18 protein-coding genes and 1 pseudogene are annotated in these 21,679 nt (G+C 60.4%); 3 read left to right on the top strand and 16 right to left on the bottom strand.

All coding sequences use genetic code 11. The features are described from left to right. The first annotated feature begins 34 nt into the window (after positions 1–34). Entirely contained in the window at positions 35–1,093 is a 1,059-nt protein-coding gene (locus tag PSUM_RS29525) for an aromatic ring-hydroxylating dioxygenase subunit alpha (protein WP_083348605.1), read from the top strand. 88 nt (positions 1,094–1,181) lie between these two features. Then, on the top strand, positions 1,182–2,132 hold the full coding sequence (locus tag PSUM_RS29520) for a PDR/VanB family oxidoreductase (protein ID WP_020795363.1): 951 nt from the start codon (positions 1,182–1,184) through the stop codon (positions 2,130–2,132). Positions 2,133–2,141: 9 nt separating this feature from the next. Here the strand turns inward: PSUM_RS29520 and PSUM_RS29515 are convergent, their stop codons facing one another. From PSUM_RS29515 to PSUM_RS29495, 5 genes are all read right to left on the bottom strand, one after another. Then, complete coding sequence (locus PSUM_RS29515; RefSeq protein ID WP_008063900.1) at positions 2,142–2,855, bottom strand: GntR family transcriptional regulator; 714 nt, start codon at positions 2,853–2,855, stop codon at positions 2,142–2,144. Between the two features lie 84 nt (positions 2,856–2,939). Beyond that, positions 2,940–4,190, bottom strand: coding sequence for an OprD family porin (locus PSUM_RS29510; protein WP_093935840.1), 1,251 nt, complete (start codon positions 4,188–4,190; stop codon positions 2,940–2,942). 69 nt (positions 4,191–4,259) lie between these two features. Further along, the gene (locus tag PSUM_RS29505; protein ID WP_020795361.1) at positions 4,260–5,594 is read right to left on the bottom strand and encodes an MFS transporter; all 1,335 of its coding nucleotides are present in this window, start codon (positions 5,592–5,594) and stop codon (positions 4,260–4,262) included. 368 nt (positions 5,595–5,962) lie between these two features. Then, on the bottom strand, positions 5,963–6,244 hold the full coding sequence (locus PSUM_RS29500) for a hypothetical protein (RefSeq protein WP_020795360.1): 282 nt from the start codon (positions 6,242–6,244) through the stop codon (positions 5,963–5,965). A 124-nt stretch (positions 6,245–6,368) separates the two neighbouring features. Continuing rightward, positions 6,369–6,824: an eCIS core domain-containing protein gene (locus tag PSUM_RS29495; protein ID WP_020795359.1), complete on the bottom strand. Its 456-nt coding sequence runs from the start codon at positions 6,822–6,824 to the stop codon at positions 6,369–6,371. 393 nt (positions 6,825–7,217) lie between these two features. Between PSUM_RS29495 and PSUM_RS29490 the strand changes: the two genes are divergently transcribed. Further along, positions 7,218–9,344, top strand: coding sequence for a TonB-dependent siderophore receptor (locus PSUM_RS29490; protein WP_083348607.1), 2,127 nt, complete (start codon positions 7,218–7,220; stop codon positions 9,342–9,344). A gap of 76 nt (positions 9,345–9,420) precedes the next feature. On the opposite strand, the gene PSUM_RS29485 is transcribed toward PSUM_RS29490, so the two are convergent. The 11 genes and pseudogenes from PSUM_RS29485 to PSUM_RS29435 all read right to left on the bottom strand — a co-directional run bounded on the left by PSUM_RS29485 (position 9,421) and on the right by PSUM_RS29435 (position 21,560). Then, a complete protein-coding gene (locus PSUM_RS29485) occupies positions 9,421–9,612 on the bottom strand; it encodes a DUF1289 domain-containing protein (RefSeq protein WP_020795357.1) in 192 nt (63 codons plus the stop codon). 2 nt (positions 9,613–9,614) lie between these two features. Then, positions 9,615–9,986: a hypothetical protein gene (locus PSUM_RS29480; protein WP_033041586.1), complete on the bottom strand. Its 372-nt coding sequence runs from the start codon at positions 9,984–9,986 to the stop codon at positions 9,615–9,617. A 215-nt stretch (positions 9,987–10,201) separates the two neighbouring features. Further along, positions 10,202–12,157 (bottom strand): acetate--CoA ligase, encoded by a 1,956-nt coding sequence (gene acs / locus PSUM_RS29470; RefSeq protein WP_083350135.1) that lies wholly within the window; start codon positions 12,155–12,157, stop codon positions 10,202–10,204. A gap of 58 nt (positions 12,158–12,215) precedes the next feature. Next, positions 12,216–12,971, bottom strand: a complete 756-nt coding sequence (locus PSUM_RS32765) for a methyl-accepting chemotaxis protein (RefSeq protein ID WP_371106596.1) — start codon at positions 12,969–12,971, stop codon at positions 12,216–12,218. Between the two features lie 102 nt (positions 12,972–13,073). Then, positions 13,074–14,099, bottom strand: a pseudogene (locus PSUM_RS32760) (HAMP domain-containing protein); the annotation flags it as partial. Positions 14,100–14,268: 169 nt separating this feature from the next. Beyond that, complete coding sequence (exaC, locus tag PSUM_RS29460; RefSeq protein WP_083348609.1) at positions 14,269–15,789, bottom strand: acetaldehyde dehydrogenase ExaC; 1,521 nt, start codon at positions 15,787–15,789, stop codon at positions 14,269–14,271. A 74-nt stretch (positions 15,790–15,863) separates the two neighbouring features. Then, positions 15,864–16,691, bottom strand: a complete 828-nt coding sequence (gene phnX, locus PSUM_RS29455; protein ID WP_033042030.1) for a phosphonoacetaldehyde hydrolase — start codon at positions 16,689–16,691, stop codon at positions 15,864–15,866. 39 nt (positions 16,692–16,730) lie between these two features. Further along, a complete protein-coding gene (locus PSUM_RS29450; RefSeq protein ID WP_042955759.1) occupies positions 16,731–18,074 on the bottom strand; it encodes an MFS transporter in 1,344 nt (447 codons plus the stop codon). A 270-nt stretch (positions 18,075–18,344) separates the two neighbouring features. Then, on the bottom strand, positions 18,345–19,511 hold the full coding sequence (locus tag PSUM_RS29445) for a 2-aminoethylphosphonate--pyruvate transaminase (protein WP_083348610.1): 1,167 nt from the start codon (positions 19,509–19,511) through the stop codon (positions 18,345–18,347). A 261-nt stretch (positions 19,512–19,772) separates the two neighbouring features. After that, on the bottom strand, positions 19,773–21,164 hold the full coding sequence (locus PSUM_RS29440) for an FAD-dependent oxidoreductase (RefSeq protein WP_083348611.1): 1,392 nt from the start codon (positions 21,162–21,164) through the stop codon (positions 19,773–19,775). A gap of 45 nt (positions 21,165–21,209) precedes the next feature. Next, positions 21,210–21,560, bottom strand: a complete 351-nt coding sequence (locus PSUM_RS29435) for a RidA family protein (protein WP_083348612.1) — start codon at positions 21,558–21,560, stop codon at positions 21,210–21,212. Between the last annotated feature and the right edge of the window lie 119 nt (positions 21,561–21,679).

The following is a 21,679-nucleotide window of genomic DNA, read 5'->3' as shown; positions in this document are numbered from 1 at the left end:
GATCCATAAAAACAAGCCTGTCCCGGAGAACCCTATGTATCCGAAAAACACCTGGTACGTCGCCTGCACCCCCGACGAGATTGCTTCCAAGCCCCTGGGGCGGCAAATATGCGGTGAGAAAATCGTCTTCTATCGCGGCCATGAAGGGCGCGTTGCTGCCATCGAGGATTTTTGCCCCCATCGTGGTGCGCCTCTTTCGCTGGGTTATGTCGAAAATGGCAACCTGGTCTGTGGCTACCACGGACTGGTGATGGGCTGTGACGGCAAGACCGTCGAAATGCCAGGCCAGCGCGTACGCGGCTTTCCGTGCAACAAGACTTACGCGGTGCAAGAGCGTTACGGTTTCATCTGGGTCTGGCCCGGGGAGCAGGACAAGGCTGATCCTGCGTTGATCCATCATCTGGAGTGGGCGGTCAGCGATGAGTGGGCCTACGGCGGTGGGCTGTTCCACATCAATTGCGACTATCGCCTGATGATCGACAACCTGATGGACCTCACCCACGAAACCTACGTGCACGCCTCGAGCATCGGCCAGAAAGAGATTGATGAAGCGGCGCCGGTCACCACCGTCCAGGGTGACGAGGTGGTCACTGCGCGGCACATGGAAAACATCATGGCGCCGCCGTTCTGGCGCATGGCCCTGCGTGGCAATAACCTGGCCGACGACGTGCCGGTAGACCGTTGGCAGATCTGCCGCTTCACACCACCCAGTCATGTCCTGATCGAGGTCGGCGTGGCCCACGCCGGCAAGGGCGGTTACGACGCCGAGCCGCAACACAAGGCCGCGAGCATCGTGGTCGACTTCATTACGCCGGAAACCGAGACGTCGATCTGGTACTTCTGGGGCATGGCGCGCAATTTCAATCCCCACGACGAAGCCCTCACCGCCACCATCCGCGAGGGCCAGGGGAAGATTTTCAGCGAAGACCTCGACATGCTCGAACAGCAGCAGAAAAACCTGCTGGCCAATCCCGAGCGCAACTTGCTCAAGCTCAATATCGATGCCGGTGGCGTGCAATCCCGGCGCGTGCTGGAACGCCTCATTGCCCGTGAGCGAGCGCCGGCTGCCGAGCTGATTGCCGCGGTCAAATAGCCAAGGGCAGCGCCCTTGGGCGCTACGCCAGTCCACCCCCATAGATCCTGTTCGCGGCCACTGCGGTGGCCGGCCTTGAAGGTGCGCCATGATTGAAGTCGTCGTGACATCCCGCAACAACGAAGCCCTGGATATCTGCAGCTACGAGTTGGCCTGCGCGCAAGGCGGGGCATTGCCCGGCTTCAGTGCCGGGGCCCATATCGACGTGCACCTGCCCGGCGGATTGATTCGCCAGTACTCACTGTGCAATCACCCGCAAGAGCGCCATCGCTACCTGATCGGCGTGCTCAAGGACGCCGGCTCGCGCGGTGGTTCCCAGAGCCTGCACGAGCAAATCAACAGTGGCGATCGGCTGCTCATCAGTGAACCGCGCAACCTGTTTCCGCTGGTCGTCGAGGGGCGGCGCAGCCTGTTGTTCGCAGGTGGCATCGGCATCACCCCGATTCTGTGCATGGCCGAGGAACTGGCCCACAGCGGCGCCGATTTCGAGTTGCATTACTGTGCGCGTTCCAGTGAGCGTGCGGCTTTTGTCGAGCGACTCAAAGGCGCTTCCTTTGCCGATCGCGTGCACCTGCATTTCGATGAACAGGCCGATTCGCGCCTGGACGCCGCCAGGGTGCTGGCCAATCCGGGGCCTGACGTGCACCTGTATGTGTGCGGCCCTTCAGGTTTCATGCAGCATGTGCTCGACAGCGCCAGGGGCCAGGGCTGGAGCGAGGGGCAATTGCACCGTGAATACTTCGCCGCAGCGCCGGTGGACACCGCTGCCGATGGGGCATTCCAGGTCAAGCTGGGCAGTAGCGGGCAGGTGTTTGACATTCCGGCGGACAAGACGGTGGTCCAGGTGCTGGAGAGTCACGGTGTCGAGATTGCGCTTTCCTGTGAGCAGGGTATCTGCGGAACCTGCCTGACCCGTGTGCTCGAAGGGGTGCCCGATCACCGCGACCTGTTCCTGACCGAGGAAGAGCAGGCGGCCAATGATCAGTTCACGCCCTGCTGTTCGAGGGCCCGCTCAGCACTGTTGGTGCTGGATCTCTAAGCGAGCCGATCATTCGCCGCGCGAGATCACCTTCACCCGCTCGCCATGGCTGATTGCGCCGAAGACCTCGGCGTAACGCAGCGTCGCATTGGCGTGTTCACGCATGATGGCTTCAGCGCGTGCGCCCTGGCGACTGACCAGCGCGTCGAACACCGAGTGGTGTTGCATGTGCGCAAAGTTGAAGCGCCGGTATTCGCGCGCCATGTCTTCACGATCGATCGCCAGCGCCGACACTGAAGCGAAGGGGCGATGGTCGTTGCGCGCCAGGGCTTCGGCAATGGCCGGGTTGGCGCTGCTTTCGACGATGACCTGGTGAAAACGCATGTTGAGGTCATGGAACGCCTCAAGGTCTTCTTCTGTCACGTAGCCTTTGTCGAACAGTGCATCGCCTTGCACCAGGCATTCACGCAGCGCCGCCTGCGCCTGTTCGCTCAAGCCGCGTTCGGCGCTCTGGCGCGCCGCCAGGCCCTCCAGCACCCCGCGCACCTCCACGGCACCGGCGATATCGTCGGCACTGACCGAGCGTACCTGATAGCCCCGACCGCCATGGCGCACCAGCAAGCCTTCCTGTTCAAGGGTCACGAAGGCCATGCGCACCGGCATCCGCGAGACGCCGAAACGTTCCGCCGTCGGAATCTCCATCAGCCGTTCGCCGGCTGCCAGTTCGCCCGAAGCGATCATTTTGCGCAGTGCGACCAGCACCATTTGACCCGGTTTGCTCATGCAGGCGACTTCCAGAGGTTGGTTCGCCATAGTAACGCAAGGAGGGGACGGATGCAGGGGCGACAAGCGCCCCTGGGGGGAGGGTCAGAGGGACAGTGGGTAGCTGACGATCACGCGGGTCTGATCGAAATCGCTGTTGAAACTGCGACGGTTGGTGGCGTTGTTGACCCGCACGCTGAGGTTTTTCAGTGGGCCACTTTGCAGGGTGTAGCTGACCTCGGTGTCACGTTCCCATTCCTTGCCGTTGCTGCCGGCCTTGGTGGTGGCGTTCTCGCCGTGGCCGTAGCGGGTCATGAGCAATAGGCCGGGGAGGCCGACGGCGGCGAAGTTGTAGTCATAGCGAGCCTGCCAGGAACGCTCATCGGCGTTACTGAAGTTGCCATTGAACATGTCATTGCCCAGGGTGCGGCCGCTACTGCCATACACGGACATCCAGGCGGTATCGCCGCTGACCTTTTGCAGCCCCAGGTACAGGGTATGGCCACCCAGGTTGGCCGAGAACAGCCCGTAGGCGGTATGGCTTTGCACGTTACCGATCAGGGCGCTGCCGTCATCCTTGTCGACGAAATAGCCCAGGTTCGCGCCGAGGGTCCAGTCGCCGAACTTCTGTTTATGCAGCAGGTTCAAATAGCTTTGCTGGTAGATGTCTTCGAGTTGCGAATGCCAGGCGCCGATCAGGGTCTGTTGTTCATTGAAGCGGTATTCGGCGCCGGCATAGTTAAAACCGTCCGACATGACGGTAGGCGCCGCCCAGGCCGAAAGGTCCTGCATGTTCGACGAATTGCGCAGGCTCACGGCGGTGTATCGACCTGCCTGCAGGTTCAGGCCAGGAAGCTCGCGGGACACCAGCATGCTGCCTTGGAAGGTCTGTGGCAGCAGGCGACCGTCATCGTAGCGCAGCAGCGGAACGTCGGGCATCAGTTCGCCCAGCATCAGCTCCGTCTCGGACAAACGCATCTTTGCCGCCACCCCGGCGCGCCCGTAGTTGTCGGCGGAGTGACCATCGTCGTGCACCGGCAGCAGCTCCGAACCGCTGCGCTGAGGGCCGCTGTCGAGCTTGACGCCAAGCATCGCGATACCGTCCAGGCCAAAGCCGATAACGCCAGGGGTGTAGCCGGAACTGAACTTGAGGATCGCGCCCTGGGCCCATTCTTCGATCTTGCTCTTGCTGGCGCCGGGATCGTTGAAGTCACGATTGAAGTAGTAGTTTCGCAGCGTCAGGCTGGTCTTGGAGTCTTCGAAAAAGCCGCCGCTCTCGGCTTGTGCCGGAGGTAAAAGGGCAAGCGCCATTGCACCGCCGAGCAGAGCCCGGGGAGGGAGAGAAAGGTAAGTCATTATTGTTGTTTTCCTGGAGGTGTAGTCGGCAGCGAGGGCAGGGCCTCGCTACCTCTTTTTTGTATCGGCTCAGGCCTGGCTGAGTGCGCTGCCCGGTTGTGCCTGGACCTTGGGCCGCAGTTGCAGCAACACGACGGCGGCCATCACGAACACCACGGCAAACACCCCATACAGGTGCAGTGGCTGCCAACCGCTGTCGAGCAACAGGCCGGCCACAGTCGGCGAAAGGATGGCGCCGATGCGGCCGATACCGATGCCCCAACCGACCCCTGTGGTTCGCACCGAAGCGTCGTAGACAATCGGTGACAGTGCGTACAAACCTGCCACGCAACCGTTGGAGAACAGCCCGATCAACAGACCCAGGCCGAGTGCCATTGATACCGATGAAGCGGAGCCGACGAACAGCACCAACAGCCCTGCGGTGATCAGCATGAACAGCGACAGCACCCGGGTCAGCCGCCAGCGCGAGGCCAGGCCGCCAATCAGCGCGGCGCCGAAGATGCCGCCGACGCTCAACAGCACGCCGCCGCTGATGCCTTGTTGTGCCGATAGACCTGCCGAGACCAGCAGCTTCGGCGTCCAGCTCATCACGAAGTAGAAGCCGAACATCACCAGGAAGAACAGCAACCAGATCAGCAGGGTGGTGCGCCGTGAATCAGGCGAGAGCAACTGCGCAAGGCGCCCTCTGCCTGAAATCGGCGCAGAGAGGGCGACAGGTAGTTCGTTCAGTGCTGGCTGGCCGAGGCGAGCGGCCAGTCGGTTGATGCGCACCAACGCGTTTGCCGGGCGGCGGGCAATCAGGAAGTCCAGCGATTCTGGCAAGTACAGCAGCACCAGGGGAATCACCGCCAGGGTCACGGCGCCCCCGAACAGGAACACCGAACGCCAGCCAAAGTGCGTCAGCAACCACACCGACAACAGCCCGCCCAAGGTCGCACCCAAGGCATACCCGGTCGATTGCAGGCTCACCGCCAGCCCGCGCCAGCGCTTGTTGGCGTATTCACTGGCAATCACGTTGCTGCTGGCCAGGATCCCGCCGATACCCAGGCCGGTCAGCCCACGCAACAGCGCCAGTTGCAGCGGCGTCTGGCTCAGGGCCGACAGCAGCATGCCAGCCCCCGAGAGCAGCAGGCACAGCAGAATCAGTGGCCGGCGACCATAGCGATCAGCCCATGGCGCGATGAACAGAGAACCTGCTGCCATGCCAAACAGTCCGGCACTCAACAACAGCCCGATCTGCGCGCCGTTCAACGCCCATTCGGCGGACACGGAAGAGGCCGTGAAGGCCATCACCAGCACGTCGAACCCATCGATCATGTTCAGGACAATACAGATGCCCACGGCCAACCATTGGAAGTGAGCCATGGGACGTTCATCTACCACGCTCTTGAGATCGACACTCATGGCTGCCCCTCGAGAAGAGGCTGGGTAAAGGCAAAGCGAGAAAGGCACGCGTTGGTGGGTGCAAGCCGAAGCTTGAGCCCGATTGAGAAGTCATTCATCCCGACACCCTTGTTATTTTTATGAGCGGGCAGGCGCTGTACCTGACACCGTGCAGTGCCAGTCAATCAAGATATGGATCCATTGAAAAGTGGGTTTGACTGGATTTTTATCGAGATGTTTTTATTTTTTGAATAAATCACATAAAAATCAATGAGTTAATATGATTTATAAACTGTTCGATTATCGGTCATCTTCATTGGTTTTTATTAAGGGATCCATTGATGGCGGATGCGAAGCTGTCGGTTGCAGAGCATGTCCGGCCACAACAGCTATTTCTCCTGCGACTTCATTTCCGTTCTTATTTGCGTCTCAGGCCCGAAAAACTGATTGGGATCATCGGCCTTCTCCAGGTCAACCCAGGCTCGGCAAATGCAATGGGAGAATTGTTCCCGCACCTTTTCGGTGTCTTGCCAGTCCATGGGTGATGCCTGGGTTTTCTGTCCCTCGACTGTTTTATAGCAGACGCAATTGTCGAGTCGGGTGACGCCGTTATCGCTCTGGCAAGCAGTGGTAAGCAAAGAGATCGCGATGAGCATGACGATGCGTTTCATTGGCTCCTCTCCGAGGCTGTTGTGAAGGGCCGGACCTGAATGGACCGCCCCACAGTAGAAGAAGCTTAGCTGTCATTTTCCATCGCTCCATCCACTGCCAGCCTTTGGTAGCGGCCCCTTTAACTCACGGATTTCGAGGAAGCTCTGGCGAGGCTACGCTGGCTCTCAGCGCCTTGGCGACTTGGGTTTGAATCTCGTAGGCAGGTGCCTCGACGGCGTTGTAGTCACGGGTGTAGCGAGTGGCAAACTCGCTGACGCCCCATTGCTGGTACTGCTGCACGTGCTTCAACTCATGGGCCCATAACGCGACGTTGTTCAGTGCATCGTCCTGGCTGCGAAAGACGATGATGTCGACAAGGGTGACGGCATTGACATCGGGGTTCTGCAGCATGGTGTTCGCGGCGTTGAGCTCTTCGTCATCGCCGATCTTGTAGCGGGCCGAGTCGAGCACCTGTATGTCGTAGTAGGGTTCAAGCTGGGCGCGAATATTCAGCGGGATGGTTTGAACATTGCCGGTTGCCGCGGTGTTGCGCGATTGAACAATCCAGCTCTGTAATCCTGCGGCCGCTATCTGGTTCATGTTTTCGAAGAGCTCCCCGCTGTCCTCCCTGGAACCTGGAGCACAAAAACAGGCAACCACACACACCTGGTACTGACCTTGCGGGCAGGCGAGAGCCGTAGACGAAGTGCCAACGCACAAGAGTGGAATCGCCAGGCGCAAGGCTTGACGTAGAAAGACGGCTGACAATGGGGACTCCCGCAGGCAGTTATTTGGGCAGGAGCATGCTGTCCTGCCACGAATTCGACCGTTGTTACTGCGTTCGATTCCCTTGATCCACGGTTTTTTCGTACCATTTCCCGCAAAAATACGAATGAGAACGCCTATCAAAAGCTATTGATACGGTATACCATGCGCCGCGAAATTATTGGCATGTATGCCGTCCCATTTGGCTATTCTCTCAAGGCTTCCTAGATGCGTCGTACCCTGCTGTCTATCTGTGTGCTCCAGGCGTTTTCCACTTCCACCTGGGCTGAGCCAGCGACAACCGCTGCAACCGGCCTGGAGTTGCAAGCGACCGACATCGTTGGCACCGCGGACCTTGAAACCGCCACGGGGCCAGTGGATGGCTATCGCGCAACCCGCTCTGCCAGCGCAACCCGAACCGACACGGCGATCCACGAAACCCCTCAGTCCATCAGCGTAGTGACCAAGGATGTCGTCGAGGACATCAGTGCCACAAGGTTGCAGGATGCGCTCGATTACGCCGGCGGCGTGGGACGGGCCAACAATTTCGGTGGCCAGGGGCTGACCACCTTCACCGTGCGTGGCTTTACCACCGGTGAGTTCTATCGCAACGGCTTCCCGATCAACCGTGGTTACCCGAATATGCCGGATGCGAACACCATCGAGCGGCTTGAGGTATTGCGCGGCCCGGCGACCACGCTTTACGGCCGGGGCGATCCCGGCGGTACGTTCAACGTGGTCTCCAAGCAACCGCTGGCCGAACGCACCGTCACGCTGGGCAGCCAGCTCGATGATCAGGGAATGAAGCGTGGCACCCTGGACGCCTCGGGCCCGCTCGACGAAGAGGGTCGCCTGGCCTATCGCCTGAACGTGGTGGGCGAGGGCGGTGACACCTTCCGCGATCACGTGGAAACCGAACGTTATGGCGTGACGCCGGTTATTTCGTGGCAGGCCAACGATGACACCAAGGTGATCTTCGAAGGCGATTTCATGCGCAACAATCACCCGCTGGATCGCGGCCTGACGCGCTATCCGAATCAGATTGGCACCGCGTCGCGCGACACGTTTTTCGGTGAAAAAGACGTTGGCAAGTTGCACAACGACAACAACATGGCCCAGTTGCGTTTCGAGCACTTCCTGAATGACGACTGGACATTGGGCGGTGGCTTCCAGTGGCTCGATGGCACCTTGCAGGGCAATGCCGTTGAAGCCAATGGCGTGGCGGCCGATGGACGCACCCTGGGGCGCAACTTCAACTACCGCAAGCTTGAGTGGACAGACAAGGACACCCAACTCAATCTCACCGGGCATTTCACCGCGCTCGGTTTCGATCACACCTTGCTGACTGGCGTCGAATACGAGGATTACGACTACAAGTCGATCATCCAGCGCTCCAGCGGTGCAGTGAGTGCTTACCCGATCGATATCTTCGACCCGGTGTATGGCCAGCCTCGCCCGGCCCTGACCCGTACGCCGACCGACGACAAGGAAAACCTCAAGACCTACGCCGCCTTCGTCCAGGATCAGGTGGCGTTGACCGAGCGCTTGAAAGTTTTGGCGGGCGCCCGTTTCGAGCGCTTCGAGCATGACTACGAAACCTTCGTGCCGGGGGGCAGGAGCTGGGAAGCGAGCGATAACGCGGTGACGCCGCGTCTCGGCGTGCTGTATGACCTGACCGACACCGTGGCGGTGTATGCCAATACCGCGCGCTCATTCAAGCCCAATAGCGGGGCCAGCCGCGAGGGGGGTGGTTTTGACCCGGAGAAGGGCAAGTCCTATGAGATGGGCATCAAGTGGGAAGCGCTGGATCGCCAGCTGAGTGTGGACGCGGCGATCTACCAGATTGAAAAACGCAATGTCCTGACCACCGACCCCGTGGACTCGACCTTCAGTGTGGCGGCCGGCGAAGTGCGCAGCCGTGGCTTTGACCTGAACGTGGCTGGCAATGTCACCCCTGAATGGCGGGTGATTGGCGGCTATGCCTATGTCGACGCCGAGGTTACCCAGGACAACGTGATCGAGTCGGGCACCCGGTTGATGAACATTCCCAAGAACAGCTTCAGCCTGCTCAACGTCTACGAGTTCCAGGAGGGCGCGCTGAGGGGGCTGGGGCTTGGCACCGGGCTCAAGTACGTCGATGAGCGTGCGGGGCAAACGGCGAATACAGCGTTTTCGATGGGTAGTTACACCGTCGTCGATCTGCTCGGCTTCTACAAGATTAACGACCAGGTCAGGCTCAATCTCGATGTGAAGAACCTGTTCGACCGGGATTATGAAGAAGGTGCCTTTGGTAACGTCTATGCCTACCCGGGTGCGCCGAGGACGGTTCAGGTCGGTATTTCCTACACCTTATAGCTTGATGTGATGTAGCTCGGTGGGATGTAGCACGTTCACTCGCCCGCCGCGTTGCAGGGCGGGTGAGTGAGCGGGGTCAAGGCTTCTTGCCTTGGGTCTTCTTCAGCCCTTTCAAACGGACATTCGCCCTTTGCACGGCGGCCATTTTTTCCGGCCGCTTCATGCGTTTCCACTTCCTGATGTCTTCCTTGCTACGCCCGCAGCTCACGCACAGGTCGCCGCTCAACTGGCACACGGAAATGCAGGGATTGTCGATATCCTTGGCCATCTTCAATGCCCCCTGGTCACGTCTGATCGTGCCAGGCGTTTCTGCCAATCGCCACCATGGCTGAGTTGGCACTCCTCCTCAGAGTCGAATCGGACAATGCGCGCTGAAGGCTCCAGATCGATATTGGCCTCGTGCAGTGCGATGGCCGTCAGCTCAAGAATCCGCGCTTTCGAGCTAACCTCTGCGAGTTTTTTGTCGGCCAGCGTTTCGAACACCCAGGTCACCCTCAGCGTTTGGGCAAGGGCGTTCAAGTCAGCCGTATGGGTGAGCCAGGTAAAGCCTTTGATCTCGGATTTTGCTGTTTCGCAGGCATCGGTCAGCGTTGTGATCAAACGGCGCTCGAGCCGTGCAAGTTCACGTTTGCCCATGGGCATGGGGGGCTCCTTTGGAGATAAAAAATGTGTTCTGTGGTGTCTGACAGAACGCCATCGCGAGCAGGCTCGCTCCCACAGTTTTTTGATCACCACCAATCCCCTGTGGGAGCGAGCCTGCTCGCGAAGAGACCAACACTACCGAAACAAAACTGTCAGGCAACAAAAAGCCCCACCAGGCTCAACACCTGATGGGGCTTAGATGAAGCTGAAGGCTACTAAGCCACATTCATCGTCTTGTGCGTATCAATCAAATGCTGCACCACCCCCGGATCGGCCAGGGTGGAGATATCGCCCAGGCCATCGTATTCGGCGGTAGCAATCTTGCGCAGGATGCGGCGCATGATCTTGCCCGAGCGGGTCTTCGGCAGCCCCGGTGCCCACTGGATGACATCCGGCGAGGCAATCGGGCCGATCTCCTTGCGCACCCAGTTCTTCAGTTCCAGGCGCAATTGCTCGCTGGTCTCCTCGCCCGCGTTCAGGGTGACGTAGACATAAATGCCCTGGCCCTTGATGTCGTGCGGCACACCCACCACCGCCGCTTCGGCGACTTTCGGGTGGGCGACCATCGCGCTTTCGATCTCGGCGGTGCCCATGCGGTGGCCGGAGACGTTGAGCACGTCGTCGACGCGACCGGTGATCCAGTAGTAACCATCGGCATCGCGACGGGCGCCGTCACCGGTGAAGTACATGCCACGGAAGGTCTTGAAGTAGGTGTCGACGAAACGGTCGTGATCGCCATACAGCGTACGCGCCTGGCCTGGCCACGAATCGAGAATCACCAGGTTGCCTTCGGCCTCGCCCTCGATGATGTTGCCCAGGTTGTCCACCAGCGCCGGCACCACGCCGAAGAACGGACGCGCCGCGGAACCCGGCTTCAAGCCGTGGGCGCCGGGCAGCGGGCTCATCAGGGTGGCGCCGGTCTCGGTCTGCCACCAGGTGTCGACGATCGGGCAACGGGATTGGCCGACGTTCTTGTAATACCAGTCCCAGGCCTCGGGGTTGATCGGCTCACCCACCGAACCCAACAGGCGCAGGCTGCTGCCATCGGCGCCTTCGACGGCGGCCGTGCCCGCCGCCATCATCGCGCGGATCGCGGTCGGCGCGGTGTAGAGGATGTTGACCTTATGCTTGTCGACGATCTTCGCCACCCGGGTGATGTCCGGGTAGTTCGGCACGCCTTCGAACAACAAGGTGGTCGCGCCGTTGGCCAGCGGGCCGTAGACAATGTAGGTGTGGCCGGTGACCCAGCCGACGTCGGCGGTGCACCAGTAGATTTCGCCCGGGCGGTAGTCGAACACGCGCTCGTGGGTCATGGCCGCGTACAACAGGTAGCCGCCGGTGGTGTGCTGCACGCCCTTGGGCTTGCCGGTGGAGCCGGAGGTGTAGAGGATGAACAGCGCTTCCTCGGCGCCCATCTCTTTCGGCGCGCACACGGTGCCCGCCACTTTCATCAGGTCTTCGTACCAGATGTCGCGGTGCTGGTTCCACTTGATGTCGCCACCGGTGCGCTGGCACACGATGACCTTCTGGATGCTGCTGGTTTCCGGGTTGGTCAGGGCGTCGTCGACGTTGGCCTTGAGCGGGATCTTCTTGCCGGCACGGATGCCTTCGTCGGCGGTGATCACCACCTTGGATTTGCAGTCGATGATGCGACCGGCCAGGGCCTCCGGCGAAAAACCGCCGAACACCACCGAGTGAATCGCGCCGATCCGGGTACAAGCCAGCATGGCGACCACGGCTTCGGGGATCATCGGCATGTAGATAGTCACCACGTCGCCGCGGTGCACGTCCTGGCCACGCAGGGCGTTGGCGAACTTGCAGACTTGTTCGTGCAGTTCGCGGTAGGTGATTTTGCGGCTTTCGGAAGGGTCATCGCCTTCCCAGATGATCGCGACCTGGTCACCGCGTTCGGCCAGGTGACGATCGAGGCAGTTGTAGGAAACGTTGAGGGTGCCGTCGGCGAACCACTTGATGTCGACATGGTGATCGTCGAAGGACGTCTGCTTCACCGTGGTGAAAGGCTTGATCCAGTCGAGGCGCTTGGCTTGCTCGCGCCAGAAGCCGTCCGGGTTGACGACTGACTGCTGGTACATGGCTTTGTAGGTCGCCTCGTCGGTCAGGGTGTTGGCCAGAACCTCGGGACGAACGGGATACAGGGAAGCCGCACTCATCTTTCTTACCTCGGTGGAATAGTTGTTTTTGTGATCTGAAATTGTGTTGCTGCGCACTTCAAATCCTGAAGCGGCTGAGCAGTCTGTGCTGCTCGCCTACCTGTTCCCCCATCACGGAACACTGGCGGACCTGCTTGGCGGCACTGCCGGTGACTTCGAGGCTGATGTCGCGGATGTTGGACGTATTGCGATTGATTTCCTCGGTCGTGGCGCTCTGTTCTTCAGCCGCCGCGGCGATTTGCAGGTTCATGTCATTGATGCGGTAAATGGCTTCACGGATGCGCTCAAGGGTTTCATTCGCCGCGTTGGCATCCAGGGCGGTCTTGCTGGCGGTGTCGCGGCTTTGCTGCATGCGCACCTGGGCGTGTTTCACCCCCGATTGCAGCTGGTCGATCATCTGGCGTATTTCCTGGGTGGATTGCTGGGTACGCGAGGCCAGGGAGCGCACCTCATCGGCAACCACGGCGAACCCGCGTCCCGATTCGCCAGCACGTGCCGCCTCGATGGCCGCATTGAGCGCGAGAAGGTTGGTTTGATCGGCGATGCTGGTGATGACCGCGACAATCGATTCGATGCCTTGACTGAGCGTGGACAATTCATTGATGGCCTGGCCGGTGTCGTCCATCTCCTCGGCCAAACGCTTGATAGCCCCTGTTGACCTGGACACCAGGGCGACACCGTCTGCGGTTTGCCCGGTGGCAACGATGGCCGCCTCGGCAGCCGCTTGGGCATTGCGCGCCACGTCCTCGGCGGTCGAGGCCATCTCAGTCATGGCGGTGGCGAGTTGATCCAGTTCCTGCAGCTGAATTTGCACGCGACTGGCGGCCTGGTCCGCTTCAGACGACGTTGTGGTGGTGCTCTCACGGACGTGTCGAGCGCTGTTTTTCACATCGCCAATCAGCGATTTGAGGTTTTGCAGGAACTGGTTGAACTCCCTGGAGACCTGCGCAATTTCATCATTGCCAGACACGGGTAATTGGTGGGTGAGGTCACCGTCTCCGCGGTTGATGTCTGCCAGTGACGCCTTGAGCCGATCCAGCGGCCAGAGTAGTCGCCGGACCAGCAAGCCCAGGACCAACAGGCTGAGCAGCACACCCAGGCCAGTACCGATCACGGCTCGCCAGCTGAGGATGCGGGCTGCGGCCATGACGATGTCCTGGTCCAGCACCACACCGATGTACCAATCCATGCCCTTGAGATCGGTGAGCGGAATGAAGGACACCAGGAGCGACTTTCCACTGCCGCTGGTTTCTTGAAGTTGACTGGTCAGCGGCAGGGCGCTACCGGCGAAAAGCTGGCTGTAGGGTTGACCATTCAGCCCGGCGTCCGGGTGAGAAATGATGTTGCCACTTTTACTCAGCAGGAACGCATAACCGGCGCCGCCGAAATCCAGGGTGTTGATGGCATCGGCCACGGTGGTCAGGCGGATGTCACCACCGAATACCCCGAGCGGTTGACCCGCGTCGCTGATCCGGGCCACCGCCGAGATCAGGATTTCGCCGGTGGTGGAGTCCTTGTAGGGTTCGGTCAAGACCGCTTGGCTGCCTGCTTTACCCGTCGCGTACCAAGGGCGGGTGCGACCGTCATAGTCGGGTTTTGGATTCCAGGGTGAAGCGTTCTTGATGGGTTTGCCGTCGGACTCAAGGGCGCCGAATACCAGCTTGAATTCGTCTTTCAAAATGGCTGAGTCGATGATCCTCTGGGTCGCTTGCGCGCTGTACTGACTGTCGATCGCCTGGGCGGCCAGGTCCATCAGATGAAGTTTGCCGTTCAGCCAGTTTTCGATCTGGCGTGCCACGGCGTTACTCGATTCGCCAATGCTGGCCTCGACCTGGTTATGCAAAATCGTTCGTATCTGCCCTACCTGAACCAGCGACAGGAGACTGGTTGTCACCAACAGCACAAAGGCAGCCACAAGGCTCACCTTGTAACGGATTTTCATCGAGGATTCACCTGCAGATACGGCGTGATCCCTGTAGGAGCGAGCATGCTCCGGGCGGCGTTCCGACGATGGTCGTCAACGATGACGCGATTAGTCTGGCACCCCGTGGCGTGCTCAGGTTTTTCGCGAGCATGCTCGCTCCTACAAGGTGGTGGTTGTTAGTGCGAAATCAGAAGAAGCCCAGCGGATTGATGTCGTAGCTCACCAGCAGGTTCTTGGTCTGCTGATAGTGGTCGAGCATCATCTTGTGGGTTTCACGGCCGACGCCGGACTTCTTGTAGCCACCGAACGCGGCATGCGCCGGGTACAGGTGGTAGCAGTTGGTCCAAACGCGACCCGCCTTGATCGCCCGGCCCATGCGATAGGCGCGGTTGATGTCGCGGGTCCACAGGCCGGCACCCAGGCCGAACTCGGTGTCGTTGGCGATGGCCAGGGCTTCGGCTTCGTCCTTGAAGGTGGTGATGCTCACCACCGGGCCAAAGATTTCTTCCTGGAACACGCGCATCTTGTTGGTGCCCTTGAGCAGCGTCGGCTGGATGTAATAGCCGCTCGCCAGGTTGCCCTCGAGTTTTTCCACCTTGCCGCCGGTCAGCAGCTCGGCGCCTTCGCCCTTGGCGATTTCCAGATAGGACAGGATCTTGTCGAATTGCTGCTCGGACGCTTGGGCGCCGACCATGGTGTCGGTGTCCAGCGGGTCGCCGCGTTTGATCGACAGGACTTTTTTCATCACCTCTTTCATGAAGTCGTCGTAGATCGATTCCTGCACCAGGGCGCGGGAAGGGCAGGTGCAGACTTCGCCCTGGTTGAAGAACGCCAGCACCAGGCCTTCGGCAGCCTTCTCGATGAAGGACGGTTCGGCCTGCATGATGTCTTCGAAGAAGATGTTCGGCGACTTGCCACCCAGCTCCACGGTGGACGGAATGATGTTCTCGGCCGCGCATTTCATGATGTGCGAGCCGACCGGGGTCGAGCCAGTGAAGGCGATCTTGGCAATGCGCTTGCTGGTGGCCAGGGCTTCGCCGGCTTCTTTGCCGAAGCCCTGCACTATGTTCAGCACGCCGGGTGGCAACAGGTCGCCGATCAGCTCGACCAGCACGGTGATGCCCAGCGGGGTTTGTTCGGCAGGCTTGAGCACCACGCAGTTACCGGCGGCCAGGGCCGGGGCGAGTTTCCAGGCGGCCATCAGGATCGGGAAGTTCCACGGGATGATCTGCCCGACCACGCCCAGGGGTTCATGGAAGTGATACGCCGCGGTATGTTCGTTTATTTCGGCCGAGCTGCCTTCCTGGGCGCGGATGCAACCGGCGTAGTAGCGGAAGTGGTCCACGGCCAGCGGGATGTCGGCATTGAGGGTTTCGCGCACGGCTTTGCCGTTGTCCCAGGTTTCGGTGACGGCCAGCAGTTCCAGGTTCTGTTCGATGCGGTCGGCGATTTTCAGCAGCGCTAAAGAGCGGTCCTGCACCGACGTCTTGCCCCAGGCATCGGCGGCCGCGTGGGCAGCGTCCAGGGCTTTGTCGATGTCTTCAGCCGTGGAGCGCGGGAATTCGGCAATCGGTTGGCCATTCACGGGCGAGGTCGTGGTGAAGTACTGACCCTTGACCGGTGCGACGAACTCGCCGCCGATGTAATTGCCGTAACGGGACTTGAAGGAAACGATGGCACCGGGGGTGCCAGGGTGGGCGTAGTTCATGGTGGCGTTCTCTTGTTTTTTTTGGATGTGGCCGTCCTTGGGACGGCCACTGTCAATTGCGCAAGCCGACAGGGTCAGGAACCCTGAGGGGTTTCCCCACGTGCCAGACGCGCATTGATGTCTTCGATGACCGCCGGCAAATCAACGATGGTGTCGATCAGGTAGTGAGGGCGCGAGCCTTCGAACATCTTGACGATGCGCGCGCGTTCCTCGGCCAATGCCTCCAGGGACAAATCCTTGAATTGGTCATAGGTCAGGCCCAGTGCGTTGCCGGAGCAGGTCAGCGCCACCGTCCACATGCCCGCGCTTCGGCCTTCGAGAATGCCCGGCCAGGTGTCATCGACCTTCACGCAAGCGGCGACGTCGCTGATGCCCAGGGCAATGACGTTGGCCAAGGCTTGCGCCGGGTGCGGGCGTCCATTGGGCACTTCGTCGGTCGCCACCACGTGGTCGGTGACATAGCCGTTCTTGCGCGCCAGTTCCACGACCTTCTCCATGACCACGGCCGGATAGCCGGAGCAGGAGCCGATTTTCAAGCCCTTGTCGCGCAGGCCGTTGATGGTCTCGAGCGCACCGGGAATCAACGCCGAGTGCAGGGCGATTTTCTCGATCTGCAGCGGCATGAAACGCTCGTAGAGTGCGGTCACATCATCGTCGGTTGGCAGGCGGCCGTAGACAGCGTGGTAGCGGTCGGCAATCTGTGGCTCGTTGCACAGCGTGCGGATGTGGTCCCACTTGCCCATGCCCATCGGCCCGCGGGCTTCTTGCAGGGACACCGCGACGCCGAACTCGGCAAAGGCCTCGACGAAAATCTGCGTCGGTGCGAAAGAACCGAAATCAACGACGGTGCCGGCCCAGTCCAGAACCACGGCTTGCAACTGAGAAGGTTGTTGGTAATTCATGATGATTGCTCCAGTGATAATTGATAGATGGGTTCGGGTTCAGGAGTTGGTGCCAAGTACGACCGGCTGCACCGGCGTCGAGGACAGCACCGGGCTTTCCACGGTTTTCGGGCGGCTGTTCCAGAAGGGCACCAGCATCAGGCTGGCCAGGAGTGCAGCGCCGGTGAACACCAGGAACACGGTGATGGTGTCGAAGTAACCCGGCAGCAAGCCACCGAGCACGGCACCGACCGAGCCACAGCCATTGACGAAGCCTGCGGCGGAGGCCGCGCCGTCCTTGCTGCCGAAGTCGATCGCCGCCGAGCCGCTGAGCATCGAGTCCGGCCCGTAAAGCGACAGGCCCATCATGAACAGCAGGCCGACCACGATGTAGAGGCTGCCGCTTTGCATGGCGGGAACGAACAGCGCAAGACAGGCAGTCAGGATCACCAGGCTAAGGACACAGACGGGAATACGACGGGCGCCGAAATACTTGTCCGAGGCGATACCGATGAGGATCGGTCCGATCAAACCGGCCAGTTCAAACGAGGTGGGAACGATGGCGGAGGCCACCTTGCCGATCTCGGGCATGCGCTCGTAGATGATCACCGGCCCCCACAGGAGGATGGCGTAGCGCGCTGGCTTGAGCATGAAGTAGGCGAGGCCGAGCACCAGCACGGTCCGATTTTTCATCACGGTGCGCAAGCCGGCCCACATGCTTTCACGCGGTACCACGACGTTGCTGACGGGCTCGATTTCGATCTCCACCGGCGGCAGGCCGACGTCTTCCGGCTTGTTGCGTTGCAGGAAGAAGAACAACACCGCCACCACCAGGACCACCACGGCGCTGCTGATAAACGCGAGGCGCCAGTCGTGGTAGTGGTTGTAGGCCCACCAGCCGGCAAACGGCGTGGCGACCAGGCCACCGAAGGCGTAGGAGGTGCTCCAGAAACCCAGCACGCGGCCGCGTTCGCTGGTGCTGAAGAAGCTGCCGACGTTCTTGCACAGCCCCGACCAACCGGTGGACTGGGCGAGACCCTGGATCAGCATGCAGGAAGCGAAAATCGGCAGGGTCGCGTAAGTACCCATCAGCAGCGCGGCCAGCGCCGAGATCACGAGCCCGCTCAGGACCACGACCCTGGGGCCGAAGCGGTCGGAGAAGTTACCCCACAGAAACTGCCCCACGGCATACGCGGTCAGGTAGAGGGCGTCGAGATTGGCCATCATGGCCTTTTCGAGCATGAAGTCCGGGTCTTCGCCAATACCCAGCTTGGCAACGGAAAACGCCTTGCGGGTGAAGTAGAAGGCGGCATAGGCCACCCAGGTGATGAGGAAAACTTGTACGCGCCAACGCTGGAGCGATTTCCAGCCAGTGGCGAGAGGACTTGTAGCGTTCTTGTTCATGGTGTTCTGATCCCGTATGTGGTGCCAGACAGCGCAAATAATGAGTTTTGTTTTTGTTTTCGGTACAGAAAGACTGTCCACGCACACGGCATCGATCAGATGGCCGTGAGATGGCATCAGGCTTTAAGCATTAAATTGACGCGATCGCTGACGGCTGCCCGGCTCTGCCTGGCGATCAGTCAGCGAATCCATGTTTAAAAAAAGATCCCTGTCCAAAGGTGCTACCCATTGCACCCGTGCTCGAATTGACAAAGACCTTTAAAGGGGCGGTCAGCCTGCCGGTAGATGCATGTCGACGTTCATCGCCACAAGACTGTCGGCGATGGCGCGCAGCAATTGATGGACGATGTATTCGTCGATCTGGCCGATACAGCCGATGCGGAAACTCTCGGCGACGGTCAGTTTGCCGGGGTAGATGATGAACTGGCGGGCCTTGAGTTCATCGTAGAAGCGCTTGAACTCAAAGTTCGGATGTTCCGGACTGAAGAACGTGGTGATGATCGGCGACAGCCAACGGTCTTCCAGCAACGTTTTGAAGCCAAGCTTGCGCATGCCGGCGACCAGTACGTCGCGATTGCGTGTGTAGCGTGCCAGTCGGCCATGCACGCCGCCTTCGGCAGTGTGTTGCTCCAGCGCTTTATGAAAAGCGACGACGCTGTGGGTCGGAGGGGTGAAACGCCATTGGCCGGTGCGCTCCATGTATACCCACTGCTCGTACAGATCCAGGCTCAGGGAGTTGGCGCGGCCTTTGGCGGCCTCCAGCACGGAGCGGCGGATGATGACGAAGCCGAACCCCGGAATGCCCTCGATGCATTTGTTGGCAGAAGACACCACCACGTCGAACGTGATGTCTTTGACCGTCAACGGCACGGCGCCGAAGGAACTCATGGCATCGATGATCAGGCTCTTGCCATGGGCCTTCACCACATCGGCGATTTCGCGCAGCGGATTGAGAATGCCGGAGCTGGTTTCGCAATGGACGATGAAGACGTTGGTGACGTCCGGATTGTCCTTGAGCAGGGCGTCGACTTCCTCGGGCTGCGGCGGCAAGTAGTCGCCTTTGTCCAGGGTGATGAAGGCGCGACCGAGGTACTCCAGGGTCTTGGTGGCGCGTTGGCCGTAGGCGCCATTCATCAGCACCAGCGCTTTACCGTCACGGGGGATGGCCGTGGCCAATGCGGCTTCCACCGAGTAGCTGCCGCTGCCTTGCAACGGCACGCAGGCGAAGCTGTCGTCCGCGACGCCGGCCATGCTCAGCAGGCTCTGGCGAACCTCGGCCGTGACTTGATTGAAGGAAACGTCCCATGAGCCCCAGTCGCGCAGCATGGCTTCCTTGGTGGCCTTGGAAGTGGTCAATGGCCCTGGGGTCAGCAGGTAGGGTTCACCCAAGGCTGGGGTAGCCAGCGCCTGTGTGGTCGGGAATTCAGCTTTGGTCATGATCTTCTCCGGCGGTGTTGTTTTTGTAGGGGAGTGATGCATGTGCTGATCAAAACACCTGCGGAAAAATAACTGAAATCGATTTATCACATGTCACAAACAAGCTGGGCTTATAAGTGGAAACTGGGCGCATTGATCGATATCGGCACGCCGCAAATCTTCGCTCGCGGCTCAATTGAACGGTTGAAACCAGGAAACCCCGCCTGGCAAGCGCCAGGCAGGGTTGATCAGCCAAACAAATATCGCAGACCTGACGCTGCGCTATGCCTTGTCCGACTTGCCGGCCGCCGCGGCGAATTTCGCCAGGCGCACGTCCAGTCGACGGGGGCGCAGGTTGCGGTCCTCGGCGTGCTCTTTGCGGCGAATGGCGTTGCGCACCATTAGCGAGCCCAGGTAGCGGATCGGCTCTGGCGGAAACAGGCCGAGCGGTCCTTGCACCAGCGGCGAGCGTGTCCAGGGGTTGTCCTGCCCCAACACCAGCGATGAAAGGATTTGCCCACCCATATGACAGGGACCGACGCCGCTGCCGGAATAGCCGAAGCCATAAAACACGTTGCCGCTTGCGCCCATTCGGCCGAAGAACGGCAGCCCGGTGACGGATCGATCGGACGGGCCGTTCCACGTGGCGGCAATGCCGACGTCGGCAAAGTCCGGGAAGAACTCGGCCAGGGTCTTGCGCAACAAGCCCTTGTAGGGCGAAGGCTGGTCGAATACTGGCAGGATGCGCCCGCCGTAGGCGAAGGTATTGCCACCTTTGCCGAGCATGATCCGGCCGTCCGGGGTGTTGTGGTAGTAGTGCACGAAGATGCGCGAGTCGAGTACGGTGACCCCGCTGGTCAGGCCGATTCGTTCGAGCAGGTCGGGGCGCGGTTCGGTGATGATCATGTCGCTGGAGACGATGGCCACCGAGCGCGAAAACTCTGGAAAGGCACGGGCCATCCAGGCGTTGATGGCCATGACTACGCGCTTGGCTACGACTTTCCCGCCCGGCGTGTTGACGGTGGCCGGCAGCCCGTGTTCGAGGCCGGTCATCGGCGAACCCTCGTGGATCCGCACGCCCAGGTCGAGCGCAACCCGGCGCAGGCCACGCACCAGCTTGCCCGGTTGCACACTCGCCGCCGCCGGTGAAAACCAGCCTTCGACGTGACGGGTTGAGCCCGACATGCGTTGCACCTCAGGGAGTGCGCGTTTGGTAAAGGAGTTGATGCCATTGCGCTCCAGCGCCGCGATCACCCCGTCCGTCGAACCGACCTGGGCGCGGTTGGTCGCGGTGTAGAGCGTGCCATCGAGGCGGTAGTCGGCGTCCACCGCGTATTTTTTGCAGAAGGCGCCGATGGCGTAGATGCTCTGTTCCGATTCCTTGACCAGGCGCACAGCCTCTTCGACCCCGAACAAGCGCTCCAGGGTGAAGAACTTGGCCGACCAGGACAGCGCACAACCGCCGTTGCGTCCACTGGCGCCGGCACCGCAGATGTCCGCTTCGACGATGACAACGTCCAGTTCGGGGTTCTGTTCCTTGAGCATGATGGCGGTCCACAGGCCGGTGTAACCACCGCCGACGATGCAGACGTCGGCGTGGGTGTCCTGGCGCAATGGTGGGCAGGGCGTATCGGATTGGCTTTTCAGGGCCTGGTCGAGCCAGAAGGGGCGCATGGGGAGTCTCCGTTCGATGGGTTGCGGGTGGCATTCAGGACGCAATCAGCCGCACGCGGCGACCACGATCATTTCCACGCGCCAACCGGGGTCGATCAGGTTGGCCAGGGTACAAGCGCGTGCGGGGGCATGGCCTTCGGGGAAAAATTCGTCCCAGACCCTGTTGAGCCCTTCATAGTCCTCGCGGTGAGCCAGCAGGATGCGCACCGAAAGCACCCGCGTACGGTCGCTGCCGACACTGAGCAACAGCTGCTCGATGGCGCAGAGAACCTCGTGGGTCTGTGCCTCGATATTGCCACTGAGGTCCGTGGCAACCTGGCCCCCGATGTAGAGGACGTCGTCATGCCGGACCATGTCCGAACGGCGTTTTATCGTGGCGAAACGTTCGATTTCCATTAGGCATTCCTGATTGATCCAAGCAGCGGCCCGTTGGCCAAGGCATTTGCGAAATCCATCCTTGCAGTTCATTGTTCATAAATAAAATCGATTTATCGTATGCATGAATAAGTTGAAAC

The organism is Pseudomonas umsongensis (assembly GCF_002236105.1).
Classification (GTDB): domain Bacteria; phylum Pseudomonadota; class Gammaproteobacteria; order Pseudomonadales; family Pseudomonadaceae; genus Aquipseudomonas; species Aquipseudomonas umsongensis.
This window is presented reverse-complemented; position numbering and strand designations above follow the sequence as displayed.

Bases quoted from the DNA above. Each gene is read 5' to 3' on its own strand.
- PSUM_RS29525 (WP_083348605.1), top strand. From the start codon at position 35: ATGTATCCGAAAAACACCTGGTACGTCGCCTGCACCCCCGACGAGATT.
- PSUM_RS29520 (WP_020795363.1), top strand. From the start codon at position 1,182: ATGATTGAAGTCGTCGTGACATCCCGCAACAACGAAGCCCTGGATATC.
- PSUM_RS29515 (WP_008063900.1), bottom strand. From the start codon at position 2,855: ATGAGCAAACCGGGTCAAATGGTGCTGGTCGCACTGCGCAAAATGATC.
- PSUM_RS29510 (WP_093935840.1), bottom strand. From the start codon at position 4,190: ATGACTTACCTTTCTCTCCCTCCCCGGGCTCTGCTCGGCGGTGCAATG.
- PSUM_RS29505 (WP_020795361.1), bottom strand. From the start codon at position 5,594: ATGAGTGTCGATCTCAAGAGCGTGGTAGATGAACGTCCCATGGCTCAC.
- PSUM_RS29500 (WP_020795360.1), bottom strand. From the start codon at position 6,244: ATGAAACGCATCGTCATGCTCATCGCGATCTCTTTGCTTACCACTGCT.
- PSUM_RS29495 (WP_020795359.1), bottom strand. From the start codon at position 6,824: ATGAACCAGATAGCGGCCGCAGGATTACAGAGCTGGATTGTTCAATCG.
- PSUM_RS29490 (WP_083348607.1), top strand. From the start codon at position 7,218: ATGCGTCGTACCCTGCTGTCTATCTGTGTGCTCCAGGCGTTTTCCACT.
- PSUM_RS29485 (WP_020795357.1), bottom strand. From the start codon at position 9,612: ATGGCCAAGGATATCGACAATCCCTGCATTTCCGTGTGCCAGTTGAGC.
- PSUM_RS29480 (WP_033041586.1), bottom strand. From the start codon at position 9,986: ATGCCCATGGGCAAACGTGAACTTGCACGGCTCGAGCGCCGTTTGATC.
- acs (WP_083350135.1), bottom strand. From the start codon at position 12,157: ATGAGTGCGGCTTCCCTGTATCCCGTTCGTCCCGAGGTTCTGGCCAAC.
- exaC (WP_083348609.1), bottom strand. From the start codon at position 15,789: ATGAACTACGCCCACCCTGGCACCCCCGGTGCCATCGTTTCCTTCAAG.
- phnX (WP_033042030.1), bottom strand. From the start codon at position 16,691: ATGAATTACCAACAACCTTCTCAGTTGCAAGCCGTGGTTCTGGACTGG.
- PSUM_RS29450 (WP_042955759.1), bottom strand. From the start codon at position 18,074: ATGAACAAGAACGCTACAAGTCCTCTCGCCACTGGCTGGAAATCGCTC.
- PSUM_RS29445 (WP_083348610.1), bottom strand. From the start codon at position 19,511: ATGACCAAAGCTGAATTCCCGACCACACAGGCGCTGGCTACCCCAGCC.
- PSUM_RS29440 (WP_083348611.1), bottom strand. From the start codon at position 21,164: ATGCGCCCCTTCTGGCTCGACCAGGCCCTGAAAAGCCAATCCGATACG.
- PSUM_RS29435 (WP_083348612.1), bottom strand. From the start codon at position 21,560: ATGGAAATCGAACGTTTCGCCACGATAAAACGCCGTTCGGACATGGTC.